16 protein-coding genes and 1 pseudogene are annotated in these 16,569 nt (G+C 42.4%); 4 read left to right on the forward strand and 13 right to left on the reverse strand.

Annotation, left to right across the window (positions count from 1 at the left end; genetic code table 11):
- Positions 1-149: 149 nt before the first annotated feature.
- The 3 genes from LYNGBM3L_RS30215 to LYNGBM3L_RS49125 all read right to left on the reverse strand — a co-directional run bounded on the left by LYNGBM3L_RS30215 (position 150) and on the right by LYNGBM3L_RS49125 (position 2,737).
- The gene (locus LYNGBM3L_RS30215; RefSeq protein ID WP_008190363.1) at positions 150-1,514 is read right to left on the reverse strand and encodes an AAA-like domain-containing protein; all 1,365 of its coding nucleotides are present in this window, start codon (positions 1,512-1,514) and stop codon (positions 150-152) included.
- Positions 1,515-2,018: 504 nt separating this feature from the next.
- Positions 2,019-2,156, reverse strand: coding sequence for a hypothetical protein (locus tag LYNGBM3L_RS46235; RefSeq protein ID WP_008190365.1), 138 nt, complete (start codon positions 2,154-2,156; stop codon positions 2,019-2,021).
- Positions 2,157-2,611: 455 nt separating this feature from the next.
- The gene (locus tag LYNGBM3L_RS49125; RefSeq protein ID WP_008190366.1) at positions 2,612-2,737 is read right to left on the reverse strand and encodes a hypothetical protein; all 126 of its coding nucleotides are present in this window, start codon (positions 2,735-2,737) and stop codon (positions 2,612-2,614) included.
- A gap of 828 nt (positions 2,738-3,565) precedes the next feature.
- Between LYNGBM3L_RS49125 and LYNGBM3L_RS30220 the strand changes: the two genes are divergently transcribed.
- Positions 3,566-3,940 (forward strand): hypothetical protein, encoded by a 375-nt coding sequence (locus tag LYNGBM3L_RS30220; RefSeq protein ID WP_008190368.1) that lies wholly within the window; start codon positions 3,566-3,568, stop codon positions 3,938-3,940.
- Positions 3,941-4,523: 583 nt separating this feature from the next.
- Here the strand turns inward: LYNGBM3L_RS30220 and LYNGBM3L_RS30225 are convergent.
- The 7 genes and pseudogenes from LYNGBM3L_RS30225 to petN all read right to left on the reverse strand — a co-directional run bounded on the left by LYNGBM3L_RS30225 (position 4,524) and on the right by petN (position 10,032).
- Entirely contained in the window at positions 4,524-5,054 is a 531-nt protein-coding gene (locus LYNGBM3L_RS30225; protein WP_008190370.1) for a gamma-glutamylcyclotransferase family protein, read from the reverse strand.
- Between the two features lie 317 nt (positions 5,055-5,371).
- Positions 5,372-5,605, reverse strand: a pseudogene (locus LYNGBM3L_RS30230) (alpha-isopropylmalate synthase regulatory domain-containing protein); the annotation flags it as partial.
- 140 nt (positions 5,606-5,745) lie between these two features.
- Positions 5,746-7,371 (reverse strand): 2-isopropylmalate synthase, encoded by a 1,626-nt coding sequence (locus LYNGBM3L_RS30235; protein WP_044495474.1) that lies wholly within the window; start codon positions 7,369-7,371, stop codon positions 5,746-5,748.
- 88 nt (positions 7,372-7,459) lie between these two features.
- Positions 7,460-7,978: a LabA-like NYN domain-containing protein gene (locus LYNGBM3L_RS30240; protein ID WP_044495347.1), complete on the reverse strand. Its 519-nt coding sequence runs from the start codon at positions 7,976-7,978 to the stop codon at positions 7,460-7,462.
- Positions 7,979-8,560: 582 nt separating this feature from the next.
- Positions 8,561-9,382: a sulfurtransferase gene (locus LYNGBM3L_RS30245; RefSeq protein WP_008190374.1), complete on the reverse strand. Its 822-nt coding sequence runs from the start codon at positions 9,380-9,382 to the stop codon at positions 8,561-8,563.
- A gap of 418 nt (positions 9,383-9,800) precedes the next feature.
- Complete coding sequence (locus tag LYNGBM3L_RS49130) at positions 9,801-9,935, reverse strand: hypothetical protein (RefSeq protein ID WP_267872114.1); 135 nt, start codon at positions 9,933-9,935, stop codon at positions 9,801-9,803.
- Between the two features lie 7 nt (positions 9,936-9,942).
- Positions 9,943-10,032 carry a cytochrome b6-f complex subunit PetN gene (gene petN / locus LYNGBM3L_RS37415; RefSeq protein WP_010871354.1) on the reverse strand — a complete coding sequence of 30 codons (90 nt, stop codon included), beginning with the start codon at positions 10,030-10,032 and terminating at the stop codon, positions 9,943-9,945.
- A 339-nt stretch (positions 10,033-10,371) separates the two neighbouring features.
- On the opposite strand from petN, the gene LYNGBM3L_RS30250 reads away from it, so the two are divergent.
- Both LYNGBM3L_RS30250 and LYNGBM3L_RS44640 read left to right on the forward strand, forming a co-directional pair.
- Entirely contained in the window at positions 10,372-12,189 is a 1,818-nt protein-coding gene (locus LYNGBM3L_RS30250; RefSeq protein WP_008190378.1) for an intein-containing RctB family protein, read from the forward strand.
- A gap of 230 nt (positions 12,190-12,419) precedes the next feature.
- Complete coding sequence (locus LYNGBM3L_RS44640) at positions 12,420-12,638, forward strand: hypothetical protein (protein ID WP_154659968.1); 219 nt, start codon at positions 12,420-12,422, stop codon at positions 12,636-12,638.
- A 239-nt stretch (positions 12,639-12,877) separates the two neighbouring features.
- Here LYNGBM3L_RS44640 and LYNGBM3L_RS30255 read toward each other — a convergent pair whose 3' ends face one another.
- Complete coding sequence (locus tag LYNGBM3L_RS30255; protein WP_008190379.1) at positions 12,878-13,615, reverse strand: hypothetical protein; 738 nt, start codon at positions 13,613-13,615, stop codon at positions 12,878-12,880.
- Between the two features lie 725 nt (positions 13,616-14,340).
- On the opposite strand from LYNGBM3L_RS30255, the gene LYNGBM3L_RS49135 reads away from it, so the two are divergent.
- A complete protein-coding gene (locus LYNGBM3L_RS49135; protein ID WP_267872115.1) occupies positions 14,341-14,475 on the forward strand; it encodes a hypothetical protein in 135 nt (44 codons plus the stop codon).
- 236 nt (positions 14,476-14,711) lie between these two features.
- Here the strand turns inward: LYNGBM3L_RS49135 and LYNGBM3L_RS30260 are convergent, their stop codons facing one another.
- The gene (locus LYNGBM3L_RS30260) at positions 14,712-15,374 is read right to left on the reverse strand and encodes a TVP38/TMEM64 family protein (protein ID WP_081431836.1); all 663 of its coding nucleotides are present in this window, start codon (positions 15,372-15,374) and stop codon (positions 14,712-14,714) included.
- A gap of 131 nt (positions 15,375-15,505) precedes the next feature.
- Entirely contained in the window at positions 15,506-16,204 is a 699-nt protein-coding gene (locus LYNGBM3L_RS30265; protein WP_008190384.1) for a TVP38/TMEM64 family protein, read from the reverse strand.
- Between the last annotated feature and the right edge of the window lie 365 nt (positions 16,205-16,569).

The following is a 16,569-nucleotide window of genomic DNA, read 5'->3' on the forward strand; positions in this document are numbered from 1 at the left end:
CAGGGAGCAGGGAGCAGGGAGCAGTGATAAGAGTGTAGCAAGTGTGGGAAGATGGGGAGAGAGAATAAGTGGTTTTTAAGAATTAGGTATAGTTAAAGATAGTTTTGCTCATTGTTATTCTACTTCCTGGTCTATTGATAATAATATTATTACCCGATTCCCGATTCCCGATTCCCGATTCCCGATTCCCGATTCCCGATTCCCGATTCCCGATTCCCGATTCCCGATTCCCTACTCCCCAAAATGCGATCGCTAAAATACAGACGATACAAATTAGATATCAAACTACAATCATTACCATGGCGTTCAACCAGACCGATACTTTCCAACTTGCGAGTGATAGTAGCATCCAGGCGCACGGGTTTGGTGTTACTAACTAATAATTTAACAGCTTCCAGCAATTCGGGATGCTCTTGAATACTAGTTAAAAGTTGACGGAGATGACTGCCATAAATTCCGGCTTCTGTGGGGGCATTAGCCAAAAGGCTATCCAGTGTCTTCTCTGCTGCTTGGTGATTCTTGAGATAATCAAACGCTTGGGACAATAAATAAGGATGTCCCCCCACCATTGCCATCAGTTGCGTTACTGAATCCCCAGACAAATTCAACCCATAAGCCTCAGCAAAGCCCTTAACTTGCTCTTCAGTAAACTCTAGTAACTCTATCTGTAATCCCACATTAAATGGCGACTGTTCGGTAGGTAAATTAACGTAAACTTCCGTGGCATAAACTACAATCAACCGTAATTTTTTCCAAACCTCTTTACTCTTAGCATCTTCATGCCAACTACGCAGCAAAGTCAGAAACCCTTCAGCCACCTCTTGATGAGAAAAGACTTGCTCTACTTCATCCAAACACAAAACTACTGGACTATCTAAAGACTTTAATAAATACTGCTCTAAGTATCGTTTGCAGTTTACCTTGCTGGGTAAACGCTTTTTCCAATAACTGTCTAAGTTATCCGACAATCCTAAGTTATCAGCAACTCGTACACAAAAGGACTGTAAAAAGCTATCTAAATTATTTAAAGGTAGCTCATTCATATTTAAATAAACCTGAGCATAACCCTGTTTTTCACTATGGGCAATAATCTTATGACTTAGTAAGGTTTTGCCCATCAATTTCGGTGCTTTAATCCGAATTAACGCTCCCGGTTTGACAATTTCCTGATAGCAACGAGCTTCAATAGGTGGGCGCTCAATATATATCTCTTGAGTTGCTCTAGGTCTAGGGGATAACCCGCACTCGTCTAATACTTGCTCAGCCACCAACTCTGGCTTATAAATATTAACGATTTCAACTAACTCACAACGACAATTAAAACCATTAGCTTCAATATCAAAGTCTTTATATATTTTAGAAATATGCTTTCTTACCGTAGATATATCATAGACGTTTAGCACCTTGTCTCTGATTGCTTCATCTGTCTTGCCACCAACCACTGCCTCTAACACTTGTCGCCTTTTCCAGGGCATAGTGTTTAATTTTTGCTCGAAGGCTTCTTTACTAATCATAGGCGATCGCTGCTTGTGCCTTAGGTAGTCCGTAAGCATTCAGCCGTCAGCCGTCAGCCGTCAGCTTTCCATAACTGAGATTAATGCTTACCTGTTTTATTCAAAAGCTCTTACCGTAGCTTGTCCATAGTCCATAAGCACCTCAAGTAGCTTGCCCATAGCCGATAAACTGATAGCTGTTCGCGTAGCGTGCGCGTAGCGCTTAAGCTGATAGCTGATAGCTTACGGTAGTCCTATGATTAGTTTAGAGTATTATTCATTAGTTGATCAAAATTGAGACAACAAGTTCACAACGTTTGTGTACCTGTGAAAAAATAATCACAAATATATTCTTCGACCGTCACCAATGTGAAGTGCCATGAAGTAACCTGAAGTTTGTTTGTAAGCTATCAGCTATCAGCTATCAGCCATCAGCTATCAGCTTATGCGCTACTTGAGATGCTACTTGAGGTGCTATCAGCTATCAGCCATCAGAGATTAAATATCAGCTTTTGAATAAAACAGCTAAGCTTTTGAATAATGCTGACCACTGACCGCTGACCGCTGATCGCTGACCGCTGACCGCTGACTGCTTACCAATAAAAAAAAATCGGTCAAGGTTTGGTTAACCAATGCTTGACCGAATTCTATAATATAAACCACTACAATTAAAGCTTAGCTTATCAGCTATCAGCTATCAGCTATCAGCTATCAGCTGATTAGCTATCAGCTATCAGCTTAAGCGCTACGCGCACGCTACGCGAACAGTTATCAGCAAAAGGCTGACCGCTGACCGCTGACCACTGACCGCTGACGGCTGACGGCTGACCACTGACTACTGACCACTTACCTCAGCAACTGATCCAAAACAACAACATTCCAACTCAGTAAACTAACCTCCACAAAACAAATTGCACTCATAGTCGCCAGGGCGTCAAAACCCTGGCAAATTACTATCCTAGTCTACGTAAAAATAGCGAATCAAAAAAGTCATAATCTCATCAGGCTTCCCCGTAGGCTCGGGAGTGCTCCACTCGTTGGGATAGGCGTATTTAAGGCCATAAAGGGCAATAAGCGATGCAGCGCGGTCTTGGGGGTTCCCCCCATGAGCGACTGCATCAAGACATTGTCTTCCAAACTTTTTCAGGAGAACCGATCAAGATCAGCTTGACTTTCTTAGGTTTGCGACCAGGGTTTTCTGGGGTGTTATTTTCATTCGAGTTAGGTGGAATGTTCTTGGTCATGAATCGTGACTCCTGTAAATGGTTCATACTATTAATATATTTATAAGTTAATCATTTGTCAAGGGATTTAGAATTTTTTGATTATTACGAAATATGGAGATTGTGGAGAGTAAAATTAATCGTATTGTGGGCAGTAAAATTAATCGTAGGGTGGGCAGTGCTTCCTAGAAAATTTCAAGGTTGTATAAAGTGAAATCGGCACTGCCCACCAACAGAAAATAAATTAAAATAAATTGTAAAATAGAGTAAAATTAATCGTAGGGTGGGCAGTGCTTCCTAGAAAATTTTAAGGTTGTATAAAGTGAAATCGGCACTGCCCACCAACAGAAAATTAATGAAAATAAATTGTAAAATAGAGTAAAATTAATCGTAGGGTGGGCAGTGCTTCCTAGAAAATTTCAAGGTTGTATAAAGTGAAATCGGCACTGCCCACCAACAGAAAATTAATTGTATTGTGGGCAGTAAAAATAATCGTAGGGTGGGCAGTGATTCCTAGAAAATTTCAAGGTTGTATAAAGTGAAATCGGCACTGCCCACCAACAGAAAATTAATTGTATTGTGGGCAGTAAAAATAATCGTAGGGTGGGCAGTGATTCCTAGAAAATTTTAAGGTTGTATAAAGTGAAATCGGCACTGCCCACCAACAGAAAATTAATTGTATTGTGGGCAGTAAAAATAATCGTAGGGTGGGCAGTGATTCCTAGGATTTTTCCAGCTTGTAGTCAGTTAAATCGGCACTGCCCACCAACAGAAAATTCATGGTAAAATATAATAAAATTAATCGTATTGTGGGCAGTAATAATACCAATTCCAAAGCTTACCATCGGGATGATACTCACTGCCCACCCTACATCAACTGCTCCCTGTTCCCTACTCCCTGCTCCCTACTCCCTAAAACCCAAGACTTTATACCTAAACGAATTGAAAACTGCTGTAATGAAACAAACCCACTATCTAACCACAACCGTTCAACAAGGCAACCGCCTTGAGATTTCCCTTCCCAATTTACCGGTAGGACAAACCATAGAAGTGATTTTAATCGTACCTGAAACTGCACAAAATCATTCAATGGAACGCCAAGCTTTTCAACAACTTCCCCTAGAAGAACGTCGTCGCATTTTAGCCCAACAAGCAGAAGCCATGAAAGACTATTATCAAGAAAATCAAGAATGGAAAGATTGGATAAATTTTGATAACGAGTAAATCTATATTGTTTAATTCGGTTAGTATAAATTCCTGTGTTTTAGGGAACAGGGAACAGGGAACAGGGAATAGGGAATAGTAAAAAAAATCTGTGTATCTGATAGGTAAGTATTCAGAATTCAGCTTTTGAATAATACCTGTTTTATTCAAAATAAAATTAATCGTATTGTGGGCAGTAAAATTAATCGTAGAATCGTAGGGTGGGCAGTGCTTCCTAGAAATTTTCCAGCTTGTAGAAAGTTAAATCGGCACTGCCCACCAACAGAAAATTAATCGTAAAAATAATCGTAGGGTGGGCAGTGCTTCCTAGAAATTTTCCAGCTTGTAGTCAGTTAAATCGGCACTGCCCACCAACAGAAAATTAATCGTAAAAATAATCGTAGGGTGGGCAGTGCTTCCTAGAAATTTTCAAGGTTGTAGTCAGTTAAATCGGCACTGCCCACCAACAGAAAATTCATGGTAAAATAGAGTAAAATTAATCGTAAGGTGGGCAGTAATAATACCAATTCCAAAGCTTACCATCCGGATGATACTTACTGCCCACCCTACATCAACTGTTCCCTGTTCCCTTTGCTAGCAATCCTCAGCTCGCCTTTAGTTGCAACTGGTGCATATGATCAAACAACTTCCAGCAATACTCCTCAGATAGCCCACAGGTAACAGCACCCCGGAGTACCACATGGAAATACCAATCATTAGGAGCCATTTCCTGATCTAACTTATTGACCACCACATAAGTCCGAACGCCCTGATACAACTTATTTTGACAGTGGACATTTACCATTTCCTGTCGGTAGCCACCGCGAGGCACTTCTTCCCGCAGATCCAAAGCTTCACTCACCCGCCAAGGTAAATGATACAAAACTCCTTCAACCCTTGACCCAGGAGTTTTCACCACATCCAGCGTCCCACAATTACGACGTCGAGATTTGCGATAAAAACCAATATGATAATCCTTGAGAGTAGCAGTACCAATCACAAAATTATGAGTATCTTCCCCAAGCGATCGCTTTAAATCTACTGGACACATACAAGAGCCATAAGCAAAATAGTAAAAGCCTGACTCTGTGTGACGTTGGTGTTTTCTGTCAGTGTTTAGCTCGGCAGCTGACATACGCAATCCTAATTCCTAACTTAGACCTAGACCTTGGCAAATAAAACCTTATTTTATCGAACAGTCGAGTAGTGGGGAGTGTCAACAAAAACCTTTCAGCAAAAATAAATCCCACCGTTTCAACCAGTGGGACAATTATTGAATATTGAAAGGCAAAGTATGCAGAGGTTTAAACTTTAAGATATTAGATATAGCGTTTCTAGAATTTATGAGGTACGCTTCTCAACCTCAAAGTCCCCCTTATTAAGGGGGATTTAGGGGGATCAAGTTGTACCTCATGGGTATAAGACTTGCTATAATTCCATAACAATTTGAGATCAGACCCCTGCTCTAGATCCTATCGATAACTCAGGATCATTACCCAACTTACCGTTCTGCATGGCTGAATACAGTCGGTTCAGCGCATTCACATAGGCCTGTGCTGAAGCCACAATAATATCCGTACTGGCAGCATAACCCGAATAGACCCGTTCATCGTGCCGCAAACGAATAGTCACTTCCCCAAGAGCATCAATTCCTGCCGTTACCGATTGCACCGAAAACTCAATCAGTAAGATATTAGATATAGCGTTTCTAGAATTTATGAGGTACGCTTCTCAACCTCAAAGTCCCCCTTATTAAGGGGGATTTAGGGGGATCAAGTTGTACCTCATGGGTATAAGACTTGCTATAATTCCATAACAATTTGAGATCAGACCCCTGCTCTAGATCCTATCGATAACTCAGGATCATTACCCAACTTACCGTTCTGCATGGCTGAATACAGTCGGTTCAGCGCATTCACATAGGCCTGTGCAGAAGCCACAATAATATCCGTATTCGCCGCATAACCCGAATAGACCCGTTCATCGTGCCGCAAACGAATAGTCACTTCCCCAAGAGCATCAATTCCTGCCGTTACCGATTGCACCGAAAACTCAATCAGTTCATTAGGCACATTCACCACCCGATTAATGGCCTTGTACACCGCATCCACCGGACCAGTACCAATAGCAGCATCACTAAGTTCTTCACCGGTAGGTGTTCGCAGGGTAATCGTAGCCGTAGGACTAGAATTATCCCCACAGGACACCTGCACCAACTCTAAATGGAACACTTCCGGTGCCTGATAAACTTCATCATTAACAATAGCTTCTAAATCCCAATCCGTAATCTCCTTCTTCTTATCCGCCACCTCTTTAAACCGAACAAACGACTTATTCAGGTCATTGTCGGACAACTCATAGCCCAACTCCTTGAGGCGAGAACGGAAAGCATTGCGACCGGATAGTTTACCCAGTATTATCTGATTTTCCTTTAACCCAATCGACTCCGCATCCATGATTTCATAGGTCAGCTTGTGCTTAAGCACCCCATCCTGGTGAATACCAGACTCATGAGCAAAAGCATTCGAGCCCACGATCGCCTTATTCGGTTGTACCAACATCCCGGTAAGACTCGAAACCAGACGGGATGTCTTGTAAATCTGACGAGTATCAATAGTGCTTAGGGGTTCCTTCGACTCTGGGGGGCGTCCGAAGAAAGGATTAAAATACTGACGGCGGACATGTAATGCCATTACCAACTCTTCCAAAGCCGCATTACCAGCCCGTTCTCCAATACCATTAATCGTGCATTCCAGTTGCCGGGCTCCATTTTTCACTGCTTCCAGGAAATTAGCCACTGCCAGACCTAAATCATTATGACCATGGACAGAAATAATTGCCCGGTCAATATTGGGAACATTTTCCTTAATCCCACGAATCAAGCCACCAAATTCGCTTGGGGTAGTGTAACCTACAGTATCAGGAATATTAACCGTAGTAGCCCCCGCATCGATTACCCGTTCCAGGACTTGGTAGAGATACTCGGGATCGCTGCGCCCTGCATCCTCCGGGGAAAATTCCACATCATCCACAAAAGACTTGGCATAAGCCACCATTTCTGGAGCAATCTCTAACACTTCCTTTCTAGTCTTCTTCAGTTTGTACTCCAGATGAATATCCGAAGTAGCAATGAAAGTGTGAATACGGGCATTAGCTGCCGGTTTGAGGGCATTCGCCGCCGCCTTGATATCATCACGACTTGCCCGTGCTAGACCACAAATAGTTGGTCCAGATTCTATGCCCACGGCTTGAGCAATTTTTTGCACCGCCTCAAAATCACCAGGACTAGCGTAGGGAAAGCCTGCTTCAATCACATCTACTCTCAATCGTGCCAGTTGGTGAGCAATAATCAGCTTCTCATCCACATTGAGGGTTGCTCCAGGAGATTGTTCCCCATCCCGAAGGGTAGTGTCAAAAATGATAATGCGCTCTGATTGAGGTTGCTGGTTCATAACTAACTCGATGGGTTGATAGTCAGTGATTTGAAGAGAACGGTCGTCAGCCAACTAGATCGAAAGTTTGCTTCATATATAATTATAACTATGAATCAATTTTTTCAATTTGATCACGGACATCATTTAAATCAATATAACGGTCAGTGGCATTCCTCAGTTCCCTAGCAATCATCCCTTCTGTGGAAACCACCGTAATATGGGTATTTTTAGAGCGCAGTAATTCAATGGCTCTTTCAAAATCCCCATCTCCACTAAACAAGATCACTTTGTCATACTGTTCCACAGTATTAAACATATCCACAACAATTTCTATATCTAAATTAGCCTTTTGTGAATAGCGACCAGAGTTATCATCATAATATTCCTTTAAAATTTTAGTACGAACGGTGTATCCTAGACTAATTAGAGCATCTCGGAACCCCCGCTGGTCTTGAGGATCTTTGAGTCCGGTGTACCAAAATGCATTAACTAGAGTAATACCAGGCTCGTTTTTAAAATAGTCCAAAACCCGCCTAGGATCAAAAAACCACCCATTCTTTTGTTGGGCGTAAAACATATTATTGCCGTCTACAAAAATAGACATACGTTTCAGTGGACAATGCATATTTACTTAAACCTAACAATTTTCTATATAATCTTTAAGATAATTTTTTATTCTAGCAGTTTTTAGCTAGTAAATTAGTAATTACCTAAGACTTAACTAGTTAGTGGGTAAGCACTCAGCTATCAGCTATCAGCTATCAGTTTATGGGCGCTTGGGCAAGCTACACCGAACAGCTTTTGAATAAAACAGGTAAGCATTCGTTTAATCTGAGTAAAGTCACAGGCATTAAGCCTGTGCCACAAAGCTGAATGCTGACGGCTGACGGCTGAATGCTTACGTTAGTGGTAATTAGTGATTTGATTACTACTGATAGTGATGAGTGATCTGTACTTACCTCGTGAAAGAGTAAGCAATAGGGGGATAATTTCCGGATTTTGAGGATAGGATGCCAAATTTTCCCTCCTCTCCAGTTAAGTTATAGGGAGAAGGGGACCAACTCAGATCGAAACAATCAGGAGTATCAAAGGGGTGGTAGTTTAACGGGATTGGCAAGCTTTTGCGCAAGCAACACACTTAACCTGTTGCTTGCTTTGAGTAGTGCCACAGTTCCTCAAAGCTTTCAGCGTCAACGGGTGGGTAAAATTATAGATAAGAGCACCAGTCACTCCAACTCCCAGCATAGAGCTTGCCAGTGTTCATTCCTGCCAATGCTAGGGAGAAGAGATTGACACAAGCGGTTACACCAGAACCACAATAAACCAGAATTTCTTGTTTGTTCTCCAGCTCAGTCCAGCGCTCTTGTTGCAATGTTAATGGTTGCAAATAACCATTGGTGTCCGTCACACCATGCCAAGGGTAGTTGAGGGCACCGGGAATGTGACCGGCAACAGGGTCAATCGGTTCTCGTTTACCTAAATAGCGATCGCTTTCCCTAGAGTCTACCAACGCCACCTCTGGCAAATCTTTACGTACTTTCACACTATTAATATCCACCACCGAATCAGAGCGCAACTGCTCTACAAAGATTCCTGGTTTTGTGGTAGGCTCTTGATCAGTTACTGGATACCCTTGGGAATGCCATCCTGTCCAACCCCCATCCAGCAACGCCACTTGGTCGTGTCCCAAGTAGCGCAGCAGCCACCACAAGCGGGCTGCAAAGGCACAACGGGAATCATCATAGGCAATCACTAGGGTTTTTCGGAAATTAACACCAATCCCTGCTAATTTTTGAGCTAACTTCCGAGGTTCAGGCAAAGGATGACGCCCACCATGACGCTCTACTGGTCTCGAAAGGTCCTTATTCAAATCGAGATAGTGAGCGCCCGGGATATGGCTAACTTTATACTGCTCATAGCCCAGGTCTGGATCAGATAGAGCAAAACGGCAATCGACAATTACGATGTCGGGATCATCAAGATGCTCACTCAGATACTGAGCAGAAACTATAAAAGGTTGTTCCGTCATGTGACATCACGGATTATAAATTTTAGTATTGATTTAGGACGAATAAGCTTTAGCGATATCAAGTGAGTCCGACGATTTAGCCTCCTAGGACTCTGTTCAAACAAAACTAATTAACGTTTGCTTGTTTGGTTGAGATTTGAACTTCCCCAACCGTCTTGGATGGGGATTCCCAGGCACAACCAAATAGATTGTTATCTCCTAGGGCGTAACTTTCCCCCGCACCGGGGGTAGCTGAGTAAGGTCAATTCCCAGTTTTTTAAGACCTTTCTCTTTTATTTTAACACTATTTGAAAGTAAAAATTCATCCCCAAACTATTCGTCAAGGGGTATTCTTTTCCCTCTCAAACTCTCCCTTTTGATAAGTTGGTAGTGCTTCCTTTAGAGGGATGAAAACCCCCAGCCATCCGCTGTCAGATTTTCATCCCTGTTTATCCCGCTGTTTGCGGCGGCGATCGCGCCACTCAGCAGCAGTTAGATAAATGATTCCTCCGCTGACCACCACTAATAATCCAGCGGCAGCAAAGAACAACATAGTGATTACGGGATTTTCCACGATACTGTTAAAACCCGTTACGACCCCAGACAACCATTGAGATTGACCAAGTGAACAAAACCAGTACAGAAACCCAGCCTAGTGTCAGAATATCCATAGCAATATATAAAAAAATTACTCAATAACTCCAAATCTTATAATAGTTCAATTTGAGACAGCCACCTCCTGCAGAAGTGGAATTCATTTGGGAATTATCTGGTTATGGGGTTAGCCCCCTGGTCTTTGAGCAAAGCTGATCATCCAGAGTCTGGCTAGGTTTCAGGTCAAGAGTATTTTAGCTGCACAGGGGGATAGTGTGACACTTACAAAACTGTCCACAGATTACTTCAAGAAAACTTGTGATGAACACCAGGTGATCAGATTCGACCTTATGGCCAAATTTGTAATATATCTGTATCATTGTGTAATATATAAAAAAAATAAATAATTTATTGTTATGCCTTACGAAAAACTAGACATCTCCACCCCAAAACCTGTGCTGTCTTGGGCGAATCACTCCCTAGCTGCTCAGGAAACCCAAATGGCGAAAAATGTTGCGTCTCTGCCATTTGTGTTTAAGCACGTCGCATTAATGCCAGACGTTCACCTAGGTAAAGGCTCATTGGTTGGCTCTGTAATTGCCACCAAAGATGCCATCCTGCCAGCAGCTGTCGGGGTAGATATTGGTTGTTTTACAGGTGATACCCTCGTTCCCTTGGTTGATGGCAAATCTTACTCACTCCAAGCACTAGCCAAAGGAGAGCGAGAAATTATTGTCTACTCCTGCACACAAACCGGAAAAATCGTCGCGGCTAAGGCTACAGCAAAATTAACCCGCCGTAACCAACTACTCTTAAAGGTCGTTCTCGACAACTCAGAAGAAATTAAATGTACTCCCGATCATCGATTCATGCTCAGGGATGGTAGTTACCGGGAAGCCCGTGACCTCGAACCAGGGACATCCTTGATGCCTTTCTACTCCCAAACCGATAAAGATGGTTACACCTTAATCCAGCAACCCGATTCTGGAAGATGGCAAAAGGCAGATGGGATTATCCCTCCCTCTGATATCCCTTCCTCTGAATGGTTAGAATCTCAATTGTCAGGAACAGTACCATCTTTTCCAGGTCACAGAACAGTCATTGACCACCATATTGATCACCATAACCTTGCTCGTGCCGAGCATCGAAGCTCAAATCTGGTAGGGGGGGCAAATCACAAAGTCGTCAATATCTTACCACTTCAGGAAAAACAAGATGTCTACTGCCTAACGGTTCCAGAGTATCACAACTTTGCCCTGACCGCTGGTGTGTTTGTTCACAACTGTGGCATGTCTGCCATTAAAACCCCTTTTGTGGCAGACCAATTGGAGGGCAAGCTCAAGAAGATTCGCTTGGACATTGAAGCAGCTATTCCCGTTGGCTTTGAGCAAAACACAGATATCGAGAAAGCAGTGGTAAACTGGCAAGGCTGGCGTGATTTTAAGGAACTTCATCCAGGTGTGCAACGGCTAGATGGAAAATCCATGAAACAGCTGGGTTCCCTTGGAGGTGGCAATCATTTCATTGAATTGTGTCTTGATACCGACAATCAAGTGTGGCTGATGCTACACTCTGGTTCACGGCATATTGGTAATCAGCTAGCTAAGTGCCACATTAAGACCGCTAAAGAATTAGCAAAGCTAGCACATACAACCCTTCCTGACCGAGATTTAGCATACTTTGTCGCAGGAACCCCTGAATTTGCTGCCTACTGGCGGGATTTGCAATGGGCGCAAAACTATGCCCGTTACAATCGCGATATCATGATGGCTCGCTTCAAGGGAATTGTAGAGAAACATCTGGCTGGTGGTAAGTCCTTCAAGCCCTTGTTGTCAGTTAACTGCCATCACAACTATGCCGAAAAAGAAGTGCATTTCTCCGAAGAGGTTTATGTTACTCGAAAAGGAGCAGTGCGAGCTCGTACCGACGACTATGGTATCATCCCTGGGTCCATGGGGGCAAAGTCTTTCATTGTTAAGGGTAAAGGCAATCATGACAGCTACTGCAGCTGTGCTCATGGTGCTGGTCGTTTGATGTCTCGCAGCAAAGCAAAAAAGCAGTTCACCGTTGATGATTTAGTTGAGCAAACTAAAGGTGTTGAGTGCCGTAAAGATAAGGACGTTATCGATGAAATCCCAGGTGCTTATAAGCCAATTGATCAGGTGATGGCTAATCAGTCAGATCTAGTTGAGGTAGTGGCAACTCTGAAGCAGGTTGTTTGTGTTAAGGGTTGAAAACTATCAAAACTGAATCGAATCATTAAACTGTTAACCATTAGACAAAATGCAACAGAAACGTTTAGGTTTATGTTGCATTTTGCCTGTTGTAATCTCAAAAAAAAATGTAAGTATTCAGCTATCAGCTATCAGCTATCAGCTATCAGCTATCAGCTATCAGCTAATGCGCACGCTACTTGAGGTGCTACAGATGGTGCTTTTGAATAAGCGATGCAGAGGTGCGACCCGTGGCGAATTTAATTACGGGTCAAACGCACCATTACGGTCTTGGGGAGGCAGAGGTGCGACCCGTGGCGAATTTAATTCGCCTACGGAAAACTCACCATTACGGTCTTGGGGGTTCCCCCCATGACCGCGCTGCCGTGGTTTCCCCCGGAGACAAAACCTTAGATAGGGTCGCCTTTATAGTTAGCAGGTTATGCAGAAAAGGGTTAAATATTTTTTAATAAGGCGACCCTATCTTACGGTAAATTCAAACCACTCGCGCTTGGGATCAAGACAACAGGTAAGCATTGGAATAATGCTGAGTTACTTTAGCTGACGGCTGACGGCTGACGGCTGACGGCTGACGGCTGAATGCTTACAAAAAAATAGATATCTACAGACATCAGCCATTGTGGTTAACGTTTATTACGCAATTCAACACATCGGTAATACGACACCACCATTAACGGTTACAATTACCTTAGGATTTAGAGCGAGATTTTATGGTGAGAATCACCAAATCTACCTCCCGGTCAACCCTTAAGTGAATCTGATAGTTTTTTTGTTCCGTGATTAATAAATTTTTCTGGTTTTCACTAAGTTCTTTCAACCCATAGTTAATCCAAGCCATACCATTTTCCCATTCCGGTGATACTACCCTAATGAATAATCCTAAGAGTAAAGCAGATTGGCTTTCATGAGAGTATTTATAGGGAATTTTAGTGGCGATCGAGGCTTGAGTTATATTGTTAACATTTCCCAGGATATTAATTAATACTGTGTCCCCCGTATTTAGGCCGATAAAATTAATTTTATTGTGAATATTTTCTACCTGGTTAAATGTAAAACCAATGGCTTCAAAGCCAGGCTTAATATTGTCTATACCTATCCCTATCCCTAGTCCAATTTCTTCATAGTCAGTTATAATAGGTAGGATTAGTTTATTGAGCAGTGAAGCTTTATATACTAGTTGTTCAGAACTAGTAGAAGTAACACTTGATAATGAGTTTTTTGGTTCTGACGTGTCTTTGAACCAACTAATCAGTGATTCTATTGGATTTACAATAATTGTTGATGAATCTGTCAATCTAAAATTGTTGTTTTCGATTAACAGGCTGATTCCCCCTAGGATAATTACTAGAGAAGGTAACAGGCAAAAAGTATTAATAATGAACGATTGTCCATTGAACCAATTTTTAGAATACTGTTCTTTAGTCATTTCCTGCCAAGCTCAAAGTCGCCAAGGGTGGATATTTTATTATGAATAGACATAGGGGGAAAAATGATTCTGGAAGCGTTACCCCACTTAACCTTAAACCTAATTTCAACGCCTATGTCTAAGGTCGGAGAGAGATAGTTATTCGGGTATATATCATCGGTACATGATAATTGGTAATTGCCAATTTACAATTGAGTATCATACTATTCCTGCTGTTAAACACCACTTGTAGATCGCAATTACCTATTACCTATTACCTATTACCTATTACCTATTACCTATTACCCTAGACCTATTAACAGAAACTCATCTCTATCAACATGCATAGAAAATTAGTATTCTGGTTGAGATGTTTTTGAGGTCAATCACGAAGTTTTATCACACATTGTGAAAATCTTGGGAAGGCTATCCTCAGTCTTGTATAGTAAATATCCCCCAAAATGTTAAATTTTGGTGAAAAACACTTGGTGAAGAACACTTTGAGGTGCGACCCAAGGCCGGGGAACCCGGCCTAGGAGGCGCGCACCTTAAGTGTCTTGCTATACAAAAGGAATGGCAAGCACTCACCTTCGGTCTCACGGGACTTGTGAAAACTTAACGTTTCCACAAATAAGGTAAAAACTTTAACGAGTAAAGTTTAAGTTAAAAGGTACTACTGACAGAACCTTCCTTTTCCCCTGACCTCAGCGATGCAGCGCGGTCTTGGGGAGGCAGAGGTGCGACCCGTGGCGAATTTAATTACGGGTCAAACGCACCATTACGGTCTTGGGGGTTCCCCCCACTCGCTATTGCCGTGGTTTCCCCCACTCGCTATTGCATCAAGACAGGGAAAAAATGAGGGGTTACACCCTTCATATTAACAAATTTAACAGATTCCTGTAAATCCCTGTCTTGTTCTTTACTTGTCTTACAGAGACGCTTCAGGAAAAGCCTAGCAAGTCGGGCTAGTTGATCAGAAAATTTTTTACCCTATTGACCCACTGATACCACGTTGCTTTATTGCCATGCTACTTCCTGGGATTGATCGGGGAGATAGGGAGGATGGGAAAGATGGTAAAATGAGGAGAATGGGACAGGAGAATGGGCAACAGGAAGACTATTTCTTTTTTCCCTTTGCCAACAGTGGCAAGGCAGACAGTATACCTAGGAAACTGAGTGCTAGGAAAAATGGTAAGCGATCGCCTCCTTGCAAAGCTTCCCCCCCAGTTACTCCCAGCCAAGTATAAGCGAGGGTACCAGGAATAATCCCAAAGAAAGTGCCAAGGGTATACTCTACCGAGCTAATCGGGGTTAGACCAAACAAGAAATTCACTACATTAAAAGGAGAAATGGGGGCAAAGCGTACTGCTAAGACAAACATCAGGGGTGTCTGCATCACTGCTTGATTGAAGCTGACCAATGCTTTATGATGCCTGAACTTGTATTCAACCCAATCTCGCAATAGATAACGCGCTACCCAAAATGCTCCCAATGCGCCTAAGGTTGCTCCGATAACAGACCAGAAGGTACCCCAAACTAAACCAAAAACTGTACCACCAGCGATAGTCAGTACTGTGCCAGGAATTCCTAAAACCGTTGCCAGAGCATAAACCAGGATAAATAAACAGATTGCCCAATGGCCTAATTCTTGCAACTGTTGCACTAGAAACCTCTGGTTAAATAAGGCTCTGACAGGAGTCGAGTAACACAATAGGACCAAAATAAATAGCGCGATCGCTAACCAAAGGCTTCGTCTTTTCAGCAATCTGTTCAATCTCATCAATCTTCTACCTTAATCACCTTAAATTGTCAGGACTTAGGGTCAGGACTTACGCAACACTCGACTTTCATTCCCCCTGATATTCGCCCTTATGGTGTAGGGTGCATTATTAACGCACCCGACAAGCAGAGTTATTGCCTAAGTTTTGATTTTTTCCAAAGTAGGGGGGTGGTAGATAGCACCGCTAATACAACTAGTGCTCCGATCAGTTGCCAGGGGGGACTACCGCTGATAGCTTCGAGACCACTGCGACCTAACCAAGCATAGGCAAAGGTAGCCGGGATAATTCCCACTGCGGTCGCAATAACATAGGTGGGTAGAGGAATTGGTGTTAAGCCAAACAAATAGTTCACGGCATTGAATGGAAAAATTGGTGCCAGGCGAATTGAGAGCACAAACCAAAAACCATTTTTCTCAATTCCCTCACTGAGTTGATCAAAACGAGAGTCCTGAAACTGATACTTAACCCAATCACCAGCAACAAAGCGAGCAATCATAAACGCAGCCGTTGCTCCTAAAGTAGCACCAATCACAGTCCACAAAGTACCCAGCATTAGTCCAAACAGAGCACCAGCTGAAAAGGTTAAAATCGCATCAGGAACAGCTAGTACTGTGGCAACAATATAAATTAGAATGTACCCCAGTGGTCCAAAAATACCCATGCTTTCCTGAAGCAATCTCAAATTTTCCAGCTTCAGCCAAGACCCAACGGGCGTAAATAGTAAAATTAAGGCAGCTGTCACCAAAACTATTGCCCCAATCCCTAACCTTAGTCTTAGCTGTATCTTGGACTGGGGCAGATTTTGAGATTTCGAGGATGAAAGGTTCATGAGCTGGTTAAAAAGTAATTGGTAATTGGTTATTTTGAAATAGGGTTATTATTTGAATTAACAACAATTATAAATTAAATTGCCTCCCATAACATATTAGATAACTATATCTAATATGTTATGGACACAATATCGCTATTTGTAACGTCCCAATGATCTAATTTTTATAGATTTTAATCGTCATTTTAAAATGCTCATTAAGTCCTAGAAATTTCCAGGCTTATGAATCTATTAAATCTTAGCTTAATGAGTTTTTACTGAGAATAGCCTTAATCAATAAGGAGCTAGTTTAGTAAATCAGGGAATCAGTGTAAATCCTAGAGATAGAACTTATCCAAAAGTGCAGAAGTCCCTGATAGCAAGTT

The sequence above is a fragment of the Moorena producens 3L genome (genome assembly GCF_000211815.1).
In the GTDB taxonomy this organism is placed as follows: Bacteria; Cyanobacteriota; Cyanobacteriia; order Cyanobacteriales; family Coleofasciculaceae; genus Moorena; species Moorena producens.

Bases quoted from the DNA above. Each gene is read 5' to 3' on its own strand.
- LYNGBM3L_RS30265 (WP_008190384.1), bottom strand. From the start codon at position 16,204: ATGAACCTTTCATCCTCGAAATCTCAAAATCTGCCCCAGTCCAAGATA.
- LYNGBM3L_RS30225 (WP_008190370.1), bottom strand. From the start codon at position 5,054: ATGTCAGCTGCCGAGCTAAACACTGACAGAAAACACCAACGTCACACA.
- petN (WP_010871354.1), bottom strand. From the start codon at position 10,032: ATGGATATTCTGACACTAGGCTGGGTTTCTGTACTGGTTTTGTTCACT.
- LYNGBM3L_RS30235 (WP_044495474.1), bottom strand. From the start codon at position 7,371: ATGAACCAGCAACCTCAATCAGAGCGCATTATCATTTTTGACACTACC.
- LYNGBM3L_RS30220 (WP_008190368.1), top strand. From the start codon at position 3,566: ATGATACTCACTGCCCACCCTACATCAACTGCTCCCTGTTCCCTACTC.
- LYNGBM3L_RS30215 (WP_008190363.1), bottom strand. From the start codon at position 1,514: ATGATTAGTAAAGAAGCCTTCGAGCAAAAATTAAACACTATGCCCTGG.
- LYNGBM3L_RS30245 (WP_008190374.1), bottom strand. From the start codon at position 9,382: ATGACGGAACAACCTTTTATAGTTTCTGCTCAGTATCTGAGTGAGCAT.
- LYNGBM3L_RS49125 (WP_008190366.1), bottom strand. From the start codon at position 2,737: ATGACCAAGAACATTCCACCTAACTCGAATGAAAATAACACCCCAGAA.
- LYNGBM3L_RS30260 (WP_081431836.1), bottom strand. From the start codon at position 15,374: ATGAGATTGAACAGATTGCTGAAAAGACGAAGCCTTTGGTTAGCGATC.
- LYNGBM3L_RS30240 (WP_044495347.1), bottom strand. From the start codon at position 7,978: ATGCATTGTCCACTGAAACGTATGTCTATTTTTGTAGACGGCAATAAT.
- LYNGBM3L_RS30255 (WP_008190379.1), bottom strand. From the start codon at position 13,615: ATGACTAAAGAACAGTATTCTAAAAATTGGTTCAATGGACAATCGTTC.
- LYNGBM3L_RS30250 (WP_008190378.1), top strand. From the start codon at position 10,372: ATGCCTTACGAAAAACTAGACATCTCCACCCCAAAACCTGTGCTGTCT.